Below are 17,630 nucleotides of genomic sequence, written 5' to 3' on the forward strand. Positions count from 1 at the left end.
ATTTATTTAGAGGGTTCCTCTGCTATTGCGGCTATTGCCTGAAGGAACCAAGCGGCATGCGGGATCCATTGTTCAGTCCATCGCCACTCATTTCCATCTGCATGCAGTTTAAAATCTATTCCGGAACCGTCTCCGTTGCCATCCTTCCCGGTTATACCATTTGATATTCCCCCAGCCTGCGAGCCATGTCCAAATAATGCCGCCATATATGGGACATTATTCTTCCCAAAACCATACATAAAACACATAGCATAAGGATTTGATCCCAATACCCACGACAATTGCTGTGAGGCATATTCCGCGAGCGGAGCTTTCACTCCCCAATTGCCCTGTGCGGGATATACCAGCCGTCCGCCAACTAATGCAGCTGTTGCCAAAGAACCTAATCGTGCGTTTTCCCCCTGCCACCACCAGCCTGTCTCATTTTCATGGGGAATAAAAAATCCTTCTTTTATAGTACCCTTATGTTTGAATGTTTGCCGGGCATAACCGAAGGGATTGGCAACTTTATTAGTTACCGCCAGGTTGTAATCCAGAGCTTTCCTGATCACATTTAACGCAGCAGTACGTAAGGTTGCATCTTTTTCTTTTTTCAAATAACGCGACAATGCCACTACCGGCAAACCCGCATCAGAAGCATGAAAGTAAGGCCGGTCACCATCATCGGAACGGAAATATCCTTCCGGAGTCATCCTTGCTGTCAGATTTGCCGCACGCTTCCTGGCCTCATCGCGATAAAGCGGCTCGTCGGTTGCAATCCAGAGCTCAGTAGCCGCCATCAGAGCACAGTAATCATCGATGATATTATCCTTGCCGTCATCGGCATATTTGCTGTTATTAACTAGCAGATGTGCAAAGGCACGTTTGGCCCCATCCAAATATTGGTCTGCAGTAAATACGCCATTCTTCTTCCATTGAGAAATCCTGGCTAAAGAGGCAATAGCAATCCCGCCTCCTTCGCGGAAAGCACTCTGGTAATCTGTGGTAGTAACACTATTTGCCAGCAGTCCGACAATATCCCTTGCCGCCGGATCCTTTTTAAAATGACTGAAGATGATCATGTAGAAGTAATCATCAGACGACAAGGAACGCATCATGTAATCTGCTCCGTAAAGTGCTTCGTCTTTTATCGAATCCTGGATCCCCAGAGATGTCAGCATCTTTGGTATTGCCTCCGTAGTATTGATCAATGACCAGGTAACAAGCGGGATCTGCTGCGGCGACATAAAATTGGCATAGGCCAGATGTGAGAAATACTTACTGATATCACCCGATGCATCTGCCCATCCCCCGCGCATATCCACTTCCTTAGTGCTGCCTTTAGGTTTAATCTTGATATCTGCCCCAAGCTCCTCCGGAGTATTTGCCCGTTGCTTATTATAGTATCTTACAATGGCAGGCATTGTAAGCTTAGCCAATGCATTCTCATCGATTCTAAATTCTTCTGAAACGGTTTGAGTTCCATCAATCGATACGGCAATTTTATAATTTCCCGCTTTACTGTAGGATGAGAAATCTGCTTTGTGAAAAAACTTACCTGGAAACCAATCCCTGATTTCCATTGGCTCACCAAGCAACGCCGTATAGACCGCCTTCGAAGTTTGGGCATCTAGTAAGCTAAAGGAAACCTTTGACTTATTCTCAGCGTCCAGCCTGACAACCGCCAGTTTCGGTCCGCGGCTATCAAAACCCACCTGGTTTGTAAAAATTGCAGTCTGCGCGAAACCCATCACAGGGAATAGGAAAGTCAGAACAATGGACTTTATAAGTTTCTTCATAGCGGTCATTTAATTCTTCCCTCAAAAGTTAATTAGTTAGCCTTATGTAAATCTCTTATTAAAGAGCATTCGATGCTATTTTTGAGGCACTACATTACCACTACAAAGTCCAGCACTTTTTAAAGAAGTTCCAGAATCAATCATCTCTTCGGCAGCTTCGTGCTCCTTCGCCAGAAGTATACCTCTGTTGAATCTAAAAACAGCATGAAAACAGCAAGATTCAGCTTTATCCGATAACACACGCTCAACACAGTGATGGTACTGAGATCACACTGAGATCACACTGAGATGAGCCTCAAATTGAGAGGTCGAAACACTATTGATTTTGCGATATTTTGCTGTTCTACTCTGATATTAAATTCTCCATGCTGTTTTGCCGCAAGCTTTATTTAGAATATTTCGCTCTGGCCCAGTCCGGAATCCCTTTGCCCGCATCTGCATCAAGCAGAATTTCACAGTTAGGATGCATCTGAACAATCGAAGCAGGAATATCTATTGTGACTGGACCCATAATGGCTTGCTCGACGATGTCTGCTTTATGTGCACCCTTTGCTATGAGGATAAGCTTGCGGGTATGCATGATATTCTTAATGCCTCGTGTAAGTCCGCCTAACTCTATATTTTCGGGCACCTGCGTTTCTCTTCTCACCCGGGCCTCAAAGTCAGGATCCATCGGCGATACCCAGGTTTCACTTTCAAAGGGAGTACCTGGCTGGTTAATGCCTATATGCCCGTTACTTCCAATCCCCAGCATTTGTAGATCTGCACCACCACGCTCGGCTAAACGCTCTTCAAATAAGCGGCTCTCTGCTTCAAAATCATCAGATAATGTTGGAGGCATAATAAAATTTTCATCGGGAATTCCGAGGGGTCCCGCAATCTGGTTGACGATCATGGTATAACAGCTGCCCGCATAATCCCGCGATAGATTTGTTAACTCATCGACGTTGAACAATGTAATTTTTGATACATCAAAAGGATACTCAGCGTATATTTTTGAAACAATTGCATGCATATCTATCGTTGTCTGACCGGTCGACAGCCCTATCACAGCGTTAGGCTTTTCGAGCATCTGTGCGATGATCCGCCATGCTGCAGTAACATTAAATTCGTGCTCGTTCTTTGTAATGGTGATCTTCATTATGATTTTAAAGGTTTAAAGGTTTTTTAATTGTTCTTGGAAGAATTGTTCAACAGCGGCAGCGGCTTCCTGCTCATCATGTCCTTCTATGATTAATGAGATTGAGTCACCATATTTCAGCGTGAGGCCGAGGACATTCAATAGGCTGTTGAGCTCTATCTGTTTATCATCCTTTTTGATCTGCATGGATGATTTGAATTTCTTAGCCAGCCGGACTAAGGTAGTTGCAGGACGGGCATGCAATCCGTCTGCTGATTGGATGGTGTATTCCTTAATTATCATGTATGTGATTTAGCTTATTATTCTCAAAAGTGATCCGCGAACGCATTGCGAACGATATAATAGATTTCAATCCCCTGAAAAGCTTTTTAATTACCGCGCTCTGTTCTGTTCCTTCAGGTATTTGACAATACTGTCCGAATCGGTCATTTCCATTACCCTTCCACATAATTCCTTTGCGTTCTCGATGTCTGTGTTAAGGATAATTTCCTTCACTTCAGATATTGAACCTGCATTCATAGAAAGTTCCCGAAGTCCCATTCCCAGCAGAAGTTGAACAGCCAGCGGCTCAGAAGCCATTTCCCCACATATGCCAACATGGATATTGTTCTTTTCGGCCTGTTCAATCGTGTACTTTATAAGCCTGAGAACACCCGGGTTGAACGGATCGTACAGGTGTTCGATCTTTTCATTCATCCGGTCGACAGCAAGGGTATACTGACAAAGGTCATTAGTTCCTATACTGAAGAAATCAACTTCCTTTGCAAAAATGTCTGCCATGATAGCTGCCGAGGGTATTTCTATCATGATACCCGTTTGAAGATTTTCATCGAAAGCTATGTTACCCGCCCTGAGGGATTCTTTGGCTTGTTCGAGCAGTTCCTTTGCTCGTCTCAGCTCGCTGATATTTGATATCATTGGGAACATGATCTTGAAATTCCCGAATGCGCTTGCCCTGAGGATCGCTTTAAGCTGGGCAATGAAAAGATCGGGCTGATCAAGCGAGATCCGTATCGCACGGTAACCCAAAAAAGGGTTTCGCTCCTTCGCTAAGCCTAGATATTTTATCTCTTTATCACCTCCAATGTCAATGGTCCTGACTACAACAGGGCAGTTATTGGAGTTATCTGCAACCTTCTTATAAAAGGCAAATTGTTCGTCCTCTGAGGGCAAGGAGCTACGCCCCATGAATAGTATTTCAGTTCTGAAGAGCCCTACACCTTCTCCGCCATTGTCAAAAACGTTATTTAGACCCTCTGCATCCGAGATATTTCCCATAAGGGATATTTCAGTGCCGTCGACCGTTACGGCAGAAACATCCATCAACGACTTCAAAGCTTCGGTCATCCTGATATGGTCGGTTCTCAAACGGATATACTCATTCAGACTCGCGTTATCAGGATTAACCAGCACATAACCACTCTTCCCATCCAGAATTATTACATCATTATTTTTGATGAGACTCAGTCTGTCTCCGCATCCTACTACGGCCGGGATTCCCTTGGCTTTGGCGAGGATAGCGGTGTGTGATGTCCTGCTGCCAGCGCCTGTGGCAAAACCTATAACATGCTCCAGGTCCATCGTAATGGTATCCGAAGGAGAAATATCTTCTGCGATAATGATAGTGTCCTTCTCCAGCGTAATTGCAGCACTATGAAATGAATTATTCAAGTGTTTTAGGATCCTGTAGCCTATGTCCTGAATATCTGCCGACCGCGCGCTCATGTACTCATCATCCATGTTCTTGAACATTTCAACAAGCTTATGTATCACCAGTATTAATGAATCATGTGCCGTGCTGTGATTGTTCTGGATCTTATCAAGTACATCGATCCTGATCTGCGGGTCACTCAAAAATTCAATCTGAGTTTCCAGTATCGCAATCTCCTCTTCCTGCAGTTTCAGATCTTTATTCGAGATGATCAATTGCACTTCCTGTACAGATGTCGCCACCGCCTGATCGAACTTGGCAATCTCTGAGAATGTACCGGAGTCACTGCTTAGTAGTATACCCGTTAATGCATGCTCGCTCTTTTTAATAACGAACGCCTTGCCTATAGCTATTCCAGAAGAAACTCCTATTCCTTTCATATCATTTCTACGTTAAGATATGAAATATACTTCCTAGAAATCCAAAAAGAAGCAGTCCAAACAGCAGATATGTCGTTTTAACATTCCTCCGCACCAGGTAATAAACAAAAAACGTCAGGGCAAGCGGCAGGATATTTGGAACTATCTGATCGAGGATACCTTGTAACTTGACTACCGAGCCACCAGCACCTAAGGCCAAAGGAGTTTTGATTGACATCAGCAGCGCAGGCATAGCACCGACTACCATTAATCCAAGGATCGATGCCCCGAAGGTAAGCTTGTCCATCACATTGCTCTGCGACAATTTCTGCAGGAATTTATTTCCCTGATTATAGCCGATAAAAGTTAAATTATATCTCAGCACAAGATGGGGCACATTGAATATTAGAAGGAACAGAATTGGTCCCAGGATATTCCCCTCTAAAGCCAGCGACGTTCCAACCCCAGCAGCGATAACTTTTAATGTTCCCCAGAACAAAGAATCAAATACCCCGGCCAATGGACCCATTAAACCCATTTTGACGGCATTAATAGATTCAGAGTCGAAATTATCGTCTTTACTGTTCTGCTCCTCCATTGCTGCGGTCATGCCAAGGATCAGCGTAGAGCCATGTGGGGCCGTATTGAAGAACTGCAAGTGCCTTTTGAGGGCAATTCTCATTGCATCCTGTTTTGGGTAAAGCCGTTTGAGGATGGGTAGTATAGAAAATGCAAAGCCGGTATTCTGCCATGTTTCAAAGTTAAAGTTTGCTTCCAGGGCCATCGATCTGAAGAAAACATTTCTTATATCACCCCTCGTAACTTTTGATGCTGACTTTCCCGACGCACTATCTTTGGGAGGTGCTGATTGTTCATCTTCTTTATGCGTGATACTTGTAATAATTAGGGCAGTTATCACACCCAGTGCACCAATCGCTATCATTGGCAGTTTAAGGTAACTGCTAAGAACAAATCCCAGAAAAAAATAGGGGGCAACCTTCTTATTAAACATCAGATTCATTAGCAAGGCAAAGCCGAGCGCAGGAAGCATGTTTCCTGCGACCCCTAAACCTTCATGCACCCAATCAGGGATAGATTCCAGAAAGCCTTTAATCACACCAGAGCCAAGCTGCAAAGATAGATATGCGATTACACCCATCAACAGGGGCTTTAATAGTCCGGAGGCAATATGGAGTCGCTCGATCTTTCTATAGTTTCCTTCTTCTGCATATTGATTGAATTTCTTGTTGAATACTGGCCTGAAGACGAAAAGTCCGCTGATAACCATTTCTGCAAATATAGATATTGGCACTGCCAGTGCGAGTGCTATAGCTGGACCCTGACCCGACATGATTGCAAAAGCCGTCCCGAGCACGCCGCCCGTAATGACATCAGGCGGAATAGCCGCACCCACCTTGATGTTCCCCATAAATATGAGCTCAAGTGTTGCGCCAATCACCACCCCCTGATTTACGTCGCCAAGAACAAGGCCAACAAGCGGTCCTAGCACAAGTGGCCTGCTGAGCAAGGTTGTGCCCAGAAAATCTTCCATGTGTCCAAACATGGCGATCAATGTGATTAGTATGTAGTTTACCTGCAAGTCTGCTTATTTTATAAATATGATCGGAAATGTCATGTGCTATACAAGGTCCATAAACATTTGCTTCTTGTCTCCCGGCACCTGACGCACCTCCAGCTCGATACCTTTATCCAGAAGTTTTTTACTTATTTCAATATCGGCCTCAGTAACGGCCACAGCTTTAGAGATAAGTTTTGATCCTTCTTTACCGCGCAAGCCTCCGAAATTTATTGATGTGATCTCAGGTATTGCATCCGACAAGGTTAAAGCATCCTGTACTGAATTTATGATAAGTAGCACACTGAGGCTCTCATTTTCTGGATTATTCAGAAACTCCGCAGTTTCATCAAGAGATTTGATCAGCAGCTTCGCATTTGCCGGCTTGGCAAATCCTAAAGTCATTTTAAGAAAATCGTCCTTCGCCACTTTATCATTCGCAACGATCAAACAGTCTGCTGACAGTGAAGGTGTCCAAACCAAAGCAACCTGACCATGAACTAGTCTGTCGTCAATCCGTGTTAGTTTAATCATGATTCAATTTTTCCTTACTCGAGTTAATCATCCGGTTAACATACGCCATTTGCGATTTTGCGTTATTTACCGCACTTTCTATTACTGCAGCAATCGGGGCTTCCGCATCTGAGAGTAAAACCTCAATTATTAATGCCAGATTAAACCCAGCCACCAGATGAACATTGTCATTTCCGGTAAAAACTGCCATTTGATTTGTCACGCTGCCACCCAGAAGATCAGTGAAGATAATAAGTTCATCCTCATTGCCGAGCGTATTCATCACCTCATTTACCTCTTCCTCAATGGATTTATTTTCAGCCAGATAAGCTTCTATCAAGAAAACATTGTCCATTTCACCGACTATAATATCCAGCGACGATTTTATCCCGCTCGCCAGGCTACCATGTGATGCAATCAAAAACTTACGCGTTCCGTTCATAGTTCATTAATGCAAGCTGATAAATTGATAATAGGCAATTGACAATCCACATTATCATTAAAAAATCCTAACTTATACAGTTTCCACTCTCCACTCTCCACTCTCCACTCTCCACTCTCCACTCTCCACTCTCCACTCTCCACTCTCCACTCTCCACTCTCCACTTCCCCCTTTGAATTCTCAACTCTCCACCCTAAAATTTAACCTCCTTCTGCTTCCACGTTAAAAACTGCTGCCCTTCTTTCTGGCTCTCATAATCCAATTTTATCCAATTCTCATCTTTAGGAAGATTGTACACCCTTGCCTCATCTAAGATACCGTCCCACGAGCGCCCATTGTCGGGAAATTGACTTTGATTCCCAATCCCTACCGGATGGACATCTGATATCCAATTTGTTTGAAGATTTGCGGTGTTGTCGAGGACCCCATTTACGTATAATTTGAGATTAGGATAATCGTGCACAGCAACAATGTGAAACCACTTCTTCGGAACCATATCAGTCCTACCAACCAGGCAAAGATCAGCGTGCGGCGGCTCTTCTACACAAATCTCTATCAGATCAGCCGGAGGATTATGCCAGCTCTTTATCCCAAACTTCTGAAGACGCCAGGAGTTGTCTCCTTTGGCGAACATGGTTTCGTAACCACCTTTATTCGGATAACTATTGGCCATCGCCCAGATCGAAAAGGTCATTTTGTTAGTGAGATCAAATATTTTACGGTCTCCGGCGTCAATTCGAATCCATTCCTTTTCCGAATTAATCAATGCGGCGGCCTTGCCCAAACGGCCGTTTACTGATGAACCCTTTTTTATATTTATGCCTGTCCCGTGAGCAGCATTTGCTGTTGCGTCCTTATAATGATCTTTTATAGTATCACTCGTTTCACCAAGATGCCACACAGAAACAAAACCTTCTTTATTATTAAATACAGCCTTCGAATCACTCATATTCTGAGCAGCTACATCACCCCAATGCATAAAAATAGTCTGCCCCGATTTATTACCACTCACATCCATTTTCACCCAGATCAAAGCGCTTTTATTTTCCTTGTCCCAAAGCTCTACACTATGCGCCAGCAATCCGGTGTCTTTGCCCCTTGAAAAACGTATATCAGAACCATTTCCATTCGCTTCGGAGAAATTGAAGTTCTTCTCATTCAGGCTTATGGCAACAGGAAAATTATAAACATCACCTTTAACATTAGCTCCATTGGGACTCGTGTTCAGTTCAAAAGTCTGCCTGAACCTGGATTTAGCAAAATCCTGTGCACTTGCAACAGAGACCAGAAGGATCGCATAAACAGAAGTAACGTGTCGTAAAGAATTCATAATTATCAGAATTTCGGTATAGGTTCTAGCTGCCCGCCGCTGGCTAATTAAAACCTAAACTAAATAAAGAACCCTTAATATTTTTACAATCTGATCTCTTTGATGACAGCTGAGGCTGCTTGTAGTGCTTAAGTAGGGTGGCACAACTGAAGTACTTTTGCGTTGAGGGATAAGATTACGCTCTATTCGAGTATAGTGACTGGTCCACTGTAAGATTTCTCCCCCGTTTTCAGGTCGATTAAATAATAGTAGGTGCCAACAGGTAGAGTTTTTGAATCGTATTTTCCATCCCAGGGTAAATCATAACCACGAGAGGTATAGACAAGATCGCCGTACCGATTAAATATTTTTACTATCGCGTCAGAATAAGATATCAGGCCTCCAATATTCCATACGTCGTTTACCCCATCTCCATTAGGGCTGAAGGTATTAGGTATCTTTATCTCAAGATAAACCTTGACCACCATCTCGTCGCGCACAGTCACATTGCACGCATTGGTAACCTCAAGTGTATAAGTCGTTTCAACCGGCGGACTTGCAAGCGGATTAAGCTTAGTAGGATCGTCAAGGTAATTGGGCGGGCTCCATAAATAACTAACATCGTTCCCGCCCGCTTTCCCATCTAGTTGCGCGGGGATTCCCTTAAAAAATGATTTATCAGGCCCCGCATCAACTGTCGGCCGGTCAATGACCACCACTTCCCGGGCTTCCGATAATGCCCTGCATTTTACAGAACCTATGTTTGCCTGCTCCGCTACGGTGAGTCTATATTTGTATCCTCCAGCTGCAGCTGATGGGATCGTAACTGTTAAGTTTTTTGTATTACCTCCGGGTATATCAGTCCAGACTGTATTATCAATGCTGATCTGCCATTGATATGCGGGTGCGTTGTAACCGGCAGACACATCGGCACTTAACAATATTGTGCTCTTTTCCCCCTCACACAATGAAACGGGGACTATTCCCCCATTTATTTTAGCCTCAATTACAGGACCACACGCTCTGAAGGTAATATCATCAATAGCGAGGTCATTACCATTGCCACCAGGCGCATTGTTTATAATTTTTAATGTGACCTGCGAAATACCTACTGGGGTAGTAAAGATCATTCCGTATTTCTTCCCTTCTGGACTAGGTGTTTCGAGGATGTTACCTGTAGAATATTTACCTAATTCTGTTCCATCAGTTGATTCAATAATGAACGTTAAATTAGGTTTATTTCCGGCTGCAGTTGGTTTTAACACATTTATGACATAGGCAGAGAATTCAAAAATTGTCCCTGTACACAAACCACCAATAGTTTCCTTGAAAAATTCGCCTGGCGCGGTCGATGCGTTTACAAGCATCATATTTCCATTGTTGTCATTTGGTGTGTGATCCTGCGAAATCGTATGCCAATTACCTCCAAAGCAGCCACTTGTGATCCCTGTGAGTGTGTAGCTTCCATCAGGTGGACAGGTAGTTGAAGTGGCCGTATAATTGGTAAAACTGCCGGAAACTGGATTGGCTACCGTGCCGAAAGTAAGATTGACCACGGGTTCCCCGAAGCTCCCGGTACATGTTTGGCTCATGGATATAAGCGGCAGGAAGGCCAACAAAATAAGACAAACTGAAATCCTTATTAGCATCGCTCAATGTAGATGTCTAAAACTAAGACTTTAATGAGTAGTTGACAGGCTGTTTTTTAAATTAATCCCGGGATGAAATGCAGTAGCCTAAAATTTAAAAGTTTTTTGCTGAAAATTTGCGTAACCACTTAATTACATATAAATTTGTAACCATACGGTTACCTATATGGAATTAAGGAGAGACATTTTTCAGGCAATATCCGATCCCACACGGAGAGATATAATTAAATTGCTTAGCCAGCAATCGCTGAATTTAAATGCGGTCGCAGGTCACTTTGCCATCAGCAGGCCCGCAATTTCAAAGCACATTAAGATTTTAACCGAATGCGGAGTAATTATAATCCGCCAGGATGGCCGGGATCGGTACTGCCGTGCAGATCTGCAAAAACTTAAAGAGGTTGATAAGTGGCTTGATACTTACCGAAAATTCTGGAACAAGAAACTAGATGCTCTGGGAGATTTCCTGGAACAGGAAAATGGTGAAAAATAAAAATATCAATAAAATAAAAAATGGAAACGAAACCACTGATTGTAGAACGCACATACAACGCGTCGATTGAAAAAGTATGGAATGCCATTACCAACAAAGATCAAATGAAAGAATGGTACTTTGACCTAAAGGAATTTAAGGCTGAGAAAGGCTTTAAGTTCAGCTTTACCGGCGGCGATGAACATGTACAGTATGTTCATAACTGTGAGGTACTTGAAGTTGACCCGCCAAATAAGCTCAGTCATACCTGGACCTATGAAAAAAATGCAGGATATTCGGTGGTGACCTGGGAACTTACGAAAGTGGGTGAAAATAAAACACGTGTTATACTAACACACGATGGACTTAGCAGCTTTTCAAATGGAGATCCAAATTTCGAGGTGGCAAGCTTTACCAAAGGCTGGAACTCTATCCTTGGCGAATCCCTGAAAAACTACGTTGAAGCTTTGTGAAAATGATTGTGTAAGTGATTAGTTGGTTAGTAGTTAGCCTGGGCGACGTAGAGGCATTGCCTGACAAACTAACAACTAACCACTAAAAACCAATTTACTACTAACACCTATCTAACTTTACTGCTACTTATCAGATTATCATACAAACTGTTAATAGTAGTATACATAATGGTCCGCAGTCCTTTGGTATATTTATCAGCTGTACTGCTGCCATTTACAATCACCACAAATCCGAAATCTTTCTGTTGATTGAAAAACATCGTGCTATAAAGGCCGTAGGATGATCCGGTATGGCCGGTCATCTTTTCTCCAGGGATGATGTCTTCACGATTTGTCCCAAGGGCAAGACCATAATTCTCTTCATCAGCAATTTTGGTTTGCATGATCTTAGAACTCTTTTTTGAGATTATTTGAGTGCCATTTGCTTTACCATTGTGCATATGCATGATCATATATTTTGCAAGATCAATTGCAGATATTTTCATTCCTCCCGTCGGCGAAAAAATGGGGGTTGAATACCCCATAACATATTTGGAGATCTCTTCTCTACGCGGGGCATATGCCTGTGGTGATGGAGTGAATTTTTTGTTTTTAGAATCGTAGTCATATAGCGTGACGAATTTCTGATTATCCAGAGAATCGACGTTATAACCGGCATATAAACCCAGCGGCTTTATGATATGGTTCTTTACATAATTGTCAAAACGCTCACCAGAAACCCGTTCAATGACAGTACCCACCATATTATAGTTCAAGTTGCAGTACTGATAATCCGCTCCTGGAGCGTAATCATTGTAGCATTTTGCCCAGTCAGGGTTTTTATCTGGGTTTATTACATCGAGATTGAAGTATCCCTGACTATCATTGATACTGGAAGTATGTGACATGACCATTCGCAGCGTGATAACCTGATCGGGGAATTTGGGATTTCTAATCCTGAATCCAACCAGTTTTCCAAAATCATCGTCGAGAGATATTTTCTTTGCGTCGACCAGTTGCATGATCGAGGTTGCTGAGAATGACTTAGAAATAGATGCGATCCGGAAGATGTCATCATTTTTAAGCATCCTAACTTGGTCGATATTGTTATAGCCAAATGAATTAGCATAGATGATTTTACCATGTTTAACCACAGCCAGCGACATTCCAATGATGTCCTGAACTTTCATGATCGCTTTTATATCCTTTTCTGTCTTTTCAGACAAAAATGCGTTTATAAATTTACGATTCTCTCTCCAATCTCTTGCAGCAATCTGACCTTCAGAATAGCGAATTACGTCGTCCCGGGGGCCATCTGGTTGTGAATACGAAGAGAAAGCAATTGTCAGGAAACAGGCGACTAAAGAAATTATCTTGGAATGCTTATGCATGAAACTAAACTATTATTGAAATATGAATATAAGAATAAAAATCCCTTTGTTCGAACTGTGAAATAATATCCCAGCAGGAAATTTAGGTGTCAGGATTAAAGCCTGTCCAGCCCCTGTTCCAAATCGCTCAACAAATCATCCACATTTTCAATCCCAACTGAGTACCTTACCAAACTTTCGGGTATTCCCAATAGCGCCCTTTGCTCGGTCGTCAATTCAACGTGACTTGTTGTACGCGGCGGACCAGCCAGCGTGCTTACCGAACCGAGGCTTGCTGCAAGGTGGACAAGCTTTAATGCAGGCAGGAATTTCTCGACAAGATCGTAACCTCCGTCAAGCGCGAAGCTCAGCATACCTCCAAATCCACGCATTTGCGATTTGGCAATTTCATGACCTGTATGGGTTTCCAGTCCCGGATAAAACACATCACTAACTTTTGAATGGCTTTTCAAATAACGTGCGATTTTTAAAGCAGATTCATTCTGACGTGATATTCGAAGTTCCAAAGTTTTCATACCCCTGGCGATCATATAAGCGGGATCCGCCTGTAAGCTTGCACCATTTATTTCACGAAAGTGGAAAACCTGCTGAACAAGATCTTTCTTACCTGCAAGAAGTCCGCCCATAGCATCGGAGTGGCCGCAAAGATATTTGGTGGCACTATGAAGTACAAGATCGGCACCCAGTTCCAGCGGATTTTGGTTGATAGGAGTAGCAAAAGTGTTATCAACAACTACAACTGCGCCGACTTTCTTTGCGGCAGCCGCGATACGTTTGATGTCAATGATTTTCAGCGTTGGATTCGTAGGTGTTTCAAGGTATACCAGATCGCAGCCTTTATCTATCTCTAGTTCCAGCTCGTCATGATTCCCGGTTTCGCAAAGCTTAATTTCTACGTGGTATGCAGGAAAAAAATCCAGGAAAAGTTTGCTTGTTCCGCCGTAGGTATCCTTTACAGAAACAACCCGCTTGCCTGGTTTTAGAAAAGTAAAAAGTGTATTGCTGATTGCTGCCATACCAGTAGCAAATGCCGTTGCTGCCTCCGCGTTCTCTAATACCCTGATCTTTTCTTCCAATGCTGCTACTGTTGGGTTGGTATTTCGGCTGTATATGAACCCTTCGGATTTTCCAACTGATACGTCATACCATTCGTCAAGGTCGGTGTATGCAAATGCTACGCTGTTGACGATAGGAGTAGTCGCTGCCCCTTTAAAATAAGGACTGTCTTCTCCTGCCCATACAGCTTCTGTTGATTTGGAGTATTTTTTTTGTTCCATGGTACTATTCTATTAAAGGATCTGTGGTATTTCGGCTTGAAAAATAAAGGTAAACCGGAACTCCGGAAAATATAAGTATCAAACCCACCAGGGCTTGTACTGGATTTTGAATGACCGTAACGACAACAAGTGTCATGCAAAACAGTGTAAAGATAACAGGTAAAAGAGGATAGGCAATCACTTTATATGGCCGGTCCGCTTTCGGAAATTTGTAACGCATTACAATTACTCCTAAAGCTGTTGCACCGTAAAAAATAAATGAGGCGAATATTAACAGATCTGTAAGCTGGTCAAAACTACCTGACCAGACTAGTATAATGGACCAGCCGCATTGCCACCATAATGCGTGTGATGGTGAATGATATTTTGGGTGAACTTCTCCTGCCTTTTTGAAGAATAATTTATCCCTGCCAATGGCATACACCATTCGGGACGACATCAGAATCGTACTGTTCGTACAGGTGAAAGTAGCCAAAACAATTAGAGCCGATAACAGGATTGCACCTCCACTCCCACTGATTACACGCGCTACCTCCACGGCAGCAATTTTGTTAGCCATTGTGTTCAGGGCTGCTAAATCTGCAACCGGCAAAATATAGATGTAAGCCGCATTAACCATCATATAGAGAATGATTACGCTAAAGGTTCCAACCGTCAGTGCCAGAGGAATATTTTTTTGGGGTTCTTTAACTTCTTCCCCCAGATAACCAATATTATTCCAGCCTTCATAGCCCCAAAATGCACTAACAGAAGCTGCGAAAAATGCCGCAATCATGGGCCAGCCTGTCGGTGCATTTGCTCCAGTAGTAAAATGGCTTCTACTTCCCTCAGAGGATACAAACGCTGCAACACAAAATCCCAATATAGCGATGATAATTCCGGCGATAAGAAATCTGCTCAACCTCTCCCCGAAGACCACGCCCCGATGATTAATGAAGCTGAGAAAAAAAATAAGTAGAGATGCGATGATCTTTGCTCCGGCGTTTAATCCTAAAAACCCCAGAACCGGGAGATCTAAAACTGGGAGATTAAAAAGACTGTAGGCAGATTCCGAAAATATGTAGGCAAGAGCTGCTATCGAAGCCGATTTCATCACTGTCAAGTTACCCCAGCCATACAAAAAGGCAAAAAATTTACCGTAGATCTTCTTGAAATAAACATATTCGCCGCCTGACCCTGGCATCATGGCAGCAAGCTCTGCGGTACATAAAGCACCAATCAGGCTAAGCACCCCGGCAGTGAGCCAACAAATCAATATCCAGCCGGAGGATTGCAAAGAATCCGACATAGGCGCAATTTTCTTAAACACGCCCGAGCCTACAATAGCACTTACTACCAGAAGTATTGCCGGCCACCTGGTTATGGTCCTGTCGAGCGTTGGTGCTGCCATTTTATAATTTAGTTAGGCCTAAACCGCTTTTACTATTTGTGGTGAGAAAACCGTCTTCCAAAACGAAACCTCCTTCAGCCAGATCTTCCGCCAGATCAAAGCTTCCATCAAGATCAAGAAATCGCGTATGACTACAAGATAATGCTGCATGTAGTGCAGCTGTGATGCTAATAAGACTCTCATCGTTGCATCCCCAAAAGAGTTTAATATCGGCATGTCTCGCGATATCAGCAATCTGCAATGCAGGTCTGATTCCCCCGCACTTCATTAGCTTGATGTTAAAGATACCATAAGGCATGGCTTTGGTCAGTGACAGTGCGGTAGCAGGACTAGTTAACGACTCATCCGCTGTGAATACGCTTCTAAGCTCTTCCGAAAATTGGAGTAAATCATTTTCTTTGCCCGGCAAAAAAGGCTGCTCTATCACTTCCACATCGGCGTTTTTAGTAAGGTCTAAAAAATGACCAAGTTGTTGTGCATCATAGCCTGTGTTTGCGTCTACGCGGATACTAAAATGGCGATTGAACACTTCCCTCAGCTTTAAAATCCGTTCTGCATCCTCCCGAGAGTCCAGGCCGGTTTTTACTTTGAGGGCTCTAAATCCCTGATCGTAATACTCCTTTGCCTCTTCAATGGTTTCCTCAACATTTTTGATACCGATGGTGATTGATGTAAGCATCTTCTTATGTTTCCTCCCATAAAAATCTACCACCGGAACCTCTAGCCATTGTCCAAAAGCATCGTGAAGCGCAATGTCGATAGCAGCCATCGTCCCAGGAAAATGGCCGTAGATTTCAGCAATCTCCGAAATGTGCCCCAAAAACTCTCGGATATCTTTGCCGACCAATTGCTGGACGAGGTCTGACTCCAGATTTTTGATTGTTTTTTCTGCTGTTTCACCAACAACTGCTCCTTCAGGACAAGCTGCGCCGAGGCCAGTTATTCCATTTTGAAGTTCGATCTCAAGGAACACATTTTCAGTATCGTAAAATGTGTCTCGGGCAATAGTATATGGCTTCTTTAGCGCAAGAGATCTCTTGTAAGCCTTGATCGACCTGATCTTCATAGAAGCTCTTTTATCAAAGGAATTAAATCGTCACATCCTTCTTCCAAAGGAAGCATGACAGGAAGGTTATATCGCCCGTGGAACTTATTCTTGAAATCCAGCGCTTCTTCCCTACTGCAATCTTCAGTATTTAAAGCGATTGCTATCACTTTTGATCCATAAAGCCTAATCAGTTCAATCTCAGATTCCAGATCAGGAATAGCGCCCCATGAGGGTTCATGTTCATAATATTTGCGCTTGGGAGCGTGTACTAATACCACATATTTTGCATTCCCCGAGATCAGCATTTCCGAGCCGCACGGGCCGCTTGGATTTCTCAACGCAGCCTGCCCTTCTATTAAGATAACATCCGGATTCGCTTCTTTCGCGCACGAAAGTATCGCGTGTTCCATCTCACCTCCAACAAAATCGTTCAGGGTAGAATCGAACACAAAACCGTATTTGCCGCCTTGCAGCCATCCGGTCTGCCCGGTGTAAATCATCTCCGCATGGATATTATTTTCCGAACAGGCTTTTAGAATAAATCGGGTAGTAGTTCTTTTACCAAGTGAGCAATCTGTACCCAACATGGCGATAACAGGAATTTCAAGCTTTTTAATAGCTCCAGTCCAAAAATGAAGGTCCTTCCTGTTCTTTGGCCTCCTTATATCTATTAACTCGACATTATATTGCTTTGCAAGCTCTAGCATTTCGGGACGGTCATTCAGGTAATCATGCAACCCGTTTACAATCGAGAGGCCGTTTTTTATAGCAATTTTTACATCGGCAAGCATACTGTCAGGAAATATGCCGCCCGTTGTAGCAACACCCACAACACAATATTCAGGCTTTGTATCAAGTGCCTCATTGACACTCGCGAATATCGGCAAATTGCGGTTCCGGCCATCCAGTACCTCCCCGGCATCTTTTCCCGCGCTAGCACTGTCAACAAAGCCTACAATATTGAAGCGATTGCTTTCGCGTATTAATCCATGAGCAGTTTTAGCATCAGAAGTATGGAGTAATCCTCCAGTAAGCACCAGGGCATTAGGTATCATTTTAATATATTAAGTTAAAAAAAAAGCAAAGAGTAAGGAGCAAAGAATGGAGACCTATTTCCATCGAATA

The 17,630-nt window shown here is 43.3% G+C and carries 16 protein-coding genes; 2 read left to right on the forward strand and 14 right to left on the reverse strand.

Annotated elements, in window-relative coordinates; translation table 11 throughout:
- Positions 1-2: 2 nt before the first annotated feature.
- The 9 genes from B5X60_RS17270 to B5X60_RS17310 form a co-directional block, all read right to left on the reverse strand.
- Positions 3-1,778, reverse strand: coding sequence for a glycoside hydrolase family 9 protein (locus B5X60_RS17270; RefSeq protein ID WP_221406274.1), 1,776 nt, complete (start codon positions 1,776-1,778; stop codon positions 3-5).
- A 385-nt stretch (positions 1,779-2,163) separates the two neighbouring features.
- Entirely contained in the window at positions 2,164-2,919 is a 756-nt protein-coding gene (locus tag B5X60_RS17275) for a 6-phosphogluconolactonase (RefSeq protein ID WP_079703991.1), read from the reverse strand.
- A 15-nt stretch (positions 2,920-2,934) separates the two neighbouring features.
- Positions 2,935-3,201, reverse strand: coding sequence for an HPr family phosphocarrier protein (locus B5X60_RS17280; RefSeq protein WP_221406275.1), 267 nt, complete (start codon positions 3,199-3,201; stop codon positions 2,935-2,937).
- Between the two features lie 90 nt (positions 3,202-3,291).
- A complete protein-coding gene (gene ptsP / locus B5X60_RS17285) occupies positions 3,292-5,010 on the reverse strand; it encodes a phosphoenolpyruvate--protein phosphotransferase (RefSeq protein ID WP_079703992.1) in 1,719 nt (572 codons plus the stop codon).
- A gap of 7 nt (positions 5,011-5,017) precedes the next feature.
- Positions 5,018-6,589 (reverse strand): PTS system mannose/fructose/sorbose family transporter subunit IID, encoded by a 1,572-nt coding sequence (locus B5X60_RS18410; protein ID WP_221406276.1) that lies wholly within the window; start codon positions 6,587-6,589, stop codon positions 5,018-5,020.
- A 39-nt stretch (positions 6,590-6,628) separates the two neighbouring features.
- On the reverse strand, positions 6,629-7,099 hold the full coding sequence (locus B5X60_RS17295) for a PTS system mannose/fructose/N-acetylgalactosamine-transporter subunit IIB (RefSeq protein WP_079703993.1): 471 nt from the start codon (positions 7,097-7,099) through the stop codon (positions 6,629-6,631).
- A complete protein-coding gene (locus tag B5X60_RS17300) occupies positions 7,092-7,520 on the reverse strand; it encodes a PTS sugar transporter subunit IIA (RefSeq protein WP_079703994.1) in 429 nt (142 codons plus the stop codon). Before B5X60_RS17300 ends, B5X60_RS17295 begins: the two co-directional genes overlap by 8 nt.
- Positions 7,521-7,713: 193 nt before the next feature.
- Positions 7,714-8,850 carry a DUF2341 domain-containing protein gene (locus tag B5X60_RS17305; protein WP_079703995.1) on the reverse strand — a complete coding sequence of 379 codons (1,137 nt, stop codon included), beginning with the start codon at positions 8,848-8,850 and terminating at the stop codon, positions 7,714-7,716.
- A 182-nt stretch (positions 8,851-9,032) separates the two neighbouring features.
- Entirely contained in the window at positions 9,033-10,421 is a 1,389-nt protein-coding gene (locus tag B5X60_RS17310) for a gliding motility-associated C-terminal domain-containing protein (protein WP_170878487.1), read from the reverse strand.
- Between the two features lie 223 nt (positions 10,422-10,644).
- On the opposite strand from B5X60_RS17310, the gene B5X60_RS17315 reads away from it, so the two are divergent.
- The gene (locus B5X60_RS17315) at positions 10,645-10,968 is read left to right on the forward strand and encodes an ArsR/SmtB family transcription factor (RefSeq protein ID WP_079703997.1); all 324 of its coding nucleotides are present in this window, start codon (positions 10,645-10,647) and stop codon (positions 10,966-10,968) included.
- A 20-nt stretch (positions 10,969-10,988) separates the two neighbouring features.
- Positions 10,989-11,420 (forward strand): SRPBCC family protein, encoded by a 432-nt coding sequence (locus B5X60_RS17320; protein WP_079703998.1) that lies wholly within the window; start codon positions 10,989-10,991, stop codon positions 11,418-11,420.
- A gap of 107 nt (positions 11,421-11,527) precedes the next feature.
- Here the strand turns inward: B5X60_RS17320 and B5X60_RS17325 are convergent, their stop codons facing one another.
- The 5 genes from B5X60_RS17325 to B5X60_RS17345 form a co-directional block, all read right to left on the reverse strand.
- Positions 11,528-12,790, reverse strand: coding sequence for a serine hydrolase domain-containing protein (locus B5X60_RS17325; protein WP_079703999.1), 1,263 nt, complete (start codon positions 12,788-12,790; stop codon positions 11,528-11,530).
- Positions 12,791-12,885: 95 nt separating this feature from the next.
- Positions 12,886-14,067, reverse strand: a complete 1,182-nt coding sequence (locus B5X60_RS17330) for a cystathionine gamma-synthase family protein (RefSeq protein ID WP_079704000.1) — start codon at positions 14,065-14,067, stop codon at positions 12,886-12,888.
- Between the two features lie 4 nt (positions 14,068-14,071).
- Positions 14,072-15,457: an APC family permease gene (locus B5X60_RS17335; protein ID WP_079704001.1), complete on the reverse strand. Its 1,386-nt coding sequence runs from the start codon at positions 15,455-15,457 to the stop codon at positions 14,072-14,074.
- 1 nt (position 15,458) lies between these two features.
- On the reverse strand, positions 15,459-16,523 hold the full coding sequence (locus tag B5X60_RS17340) for a mandelate racemase/muconate lactonizing enzyme family protein (protein ID WP_079704002.1): 1,065 nt from the start codon (positions 16,521-16,523) through the stop codon (positions 15,459-15,461).
- Entirely contained in the window at positions 16,520-17,560 is a 1,041-nt protein-coding gene (locus tag B5X60_RS17345; protein WP_079704003.1) for a DUF1611 domain-containing protein, read from the reverse strand. The genes B5X60_RS17340 and B5X60_RS17345 overlap by 4 nt, the downstream gene beginning before the upstream one ends.
- Between the last annotated feature and the right edge of the window lie 70 nt (positions 17,561-17,630).

This window comes from Daejeonella lutea, assembly GCF_900168015.1.
Taxonomy (GTDB): Bacteria; Bacteroidota; Bacteroidia; order Sphingobacteriales; family Sphingobacteriaceae; genus Daejeonella; species Daejeonella lutea.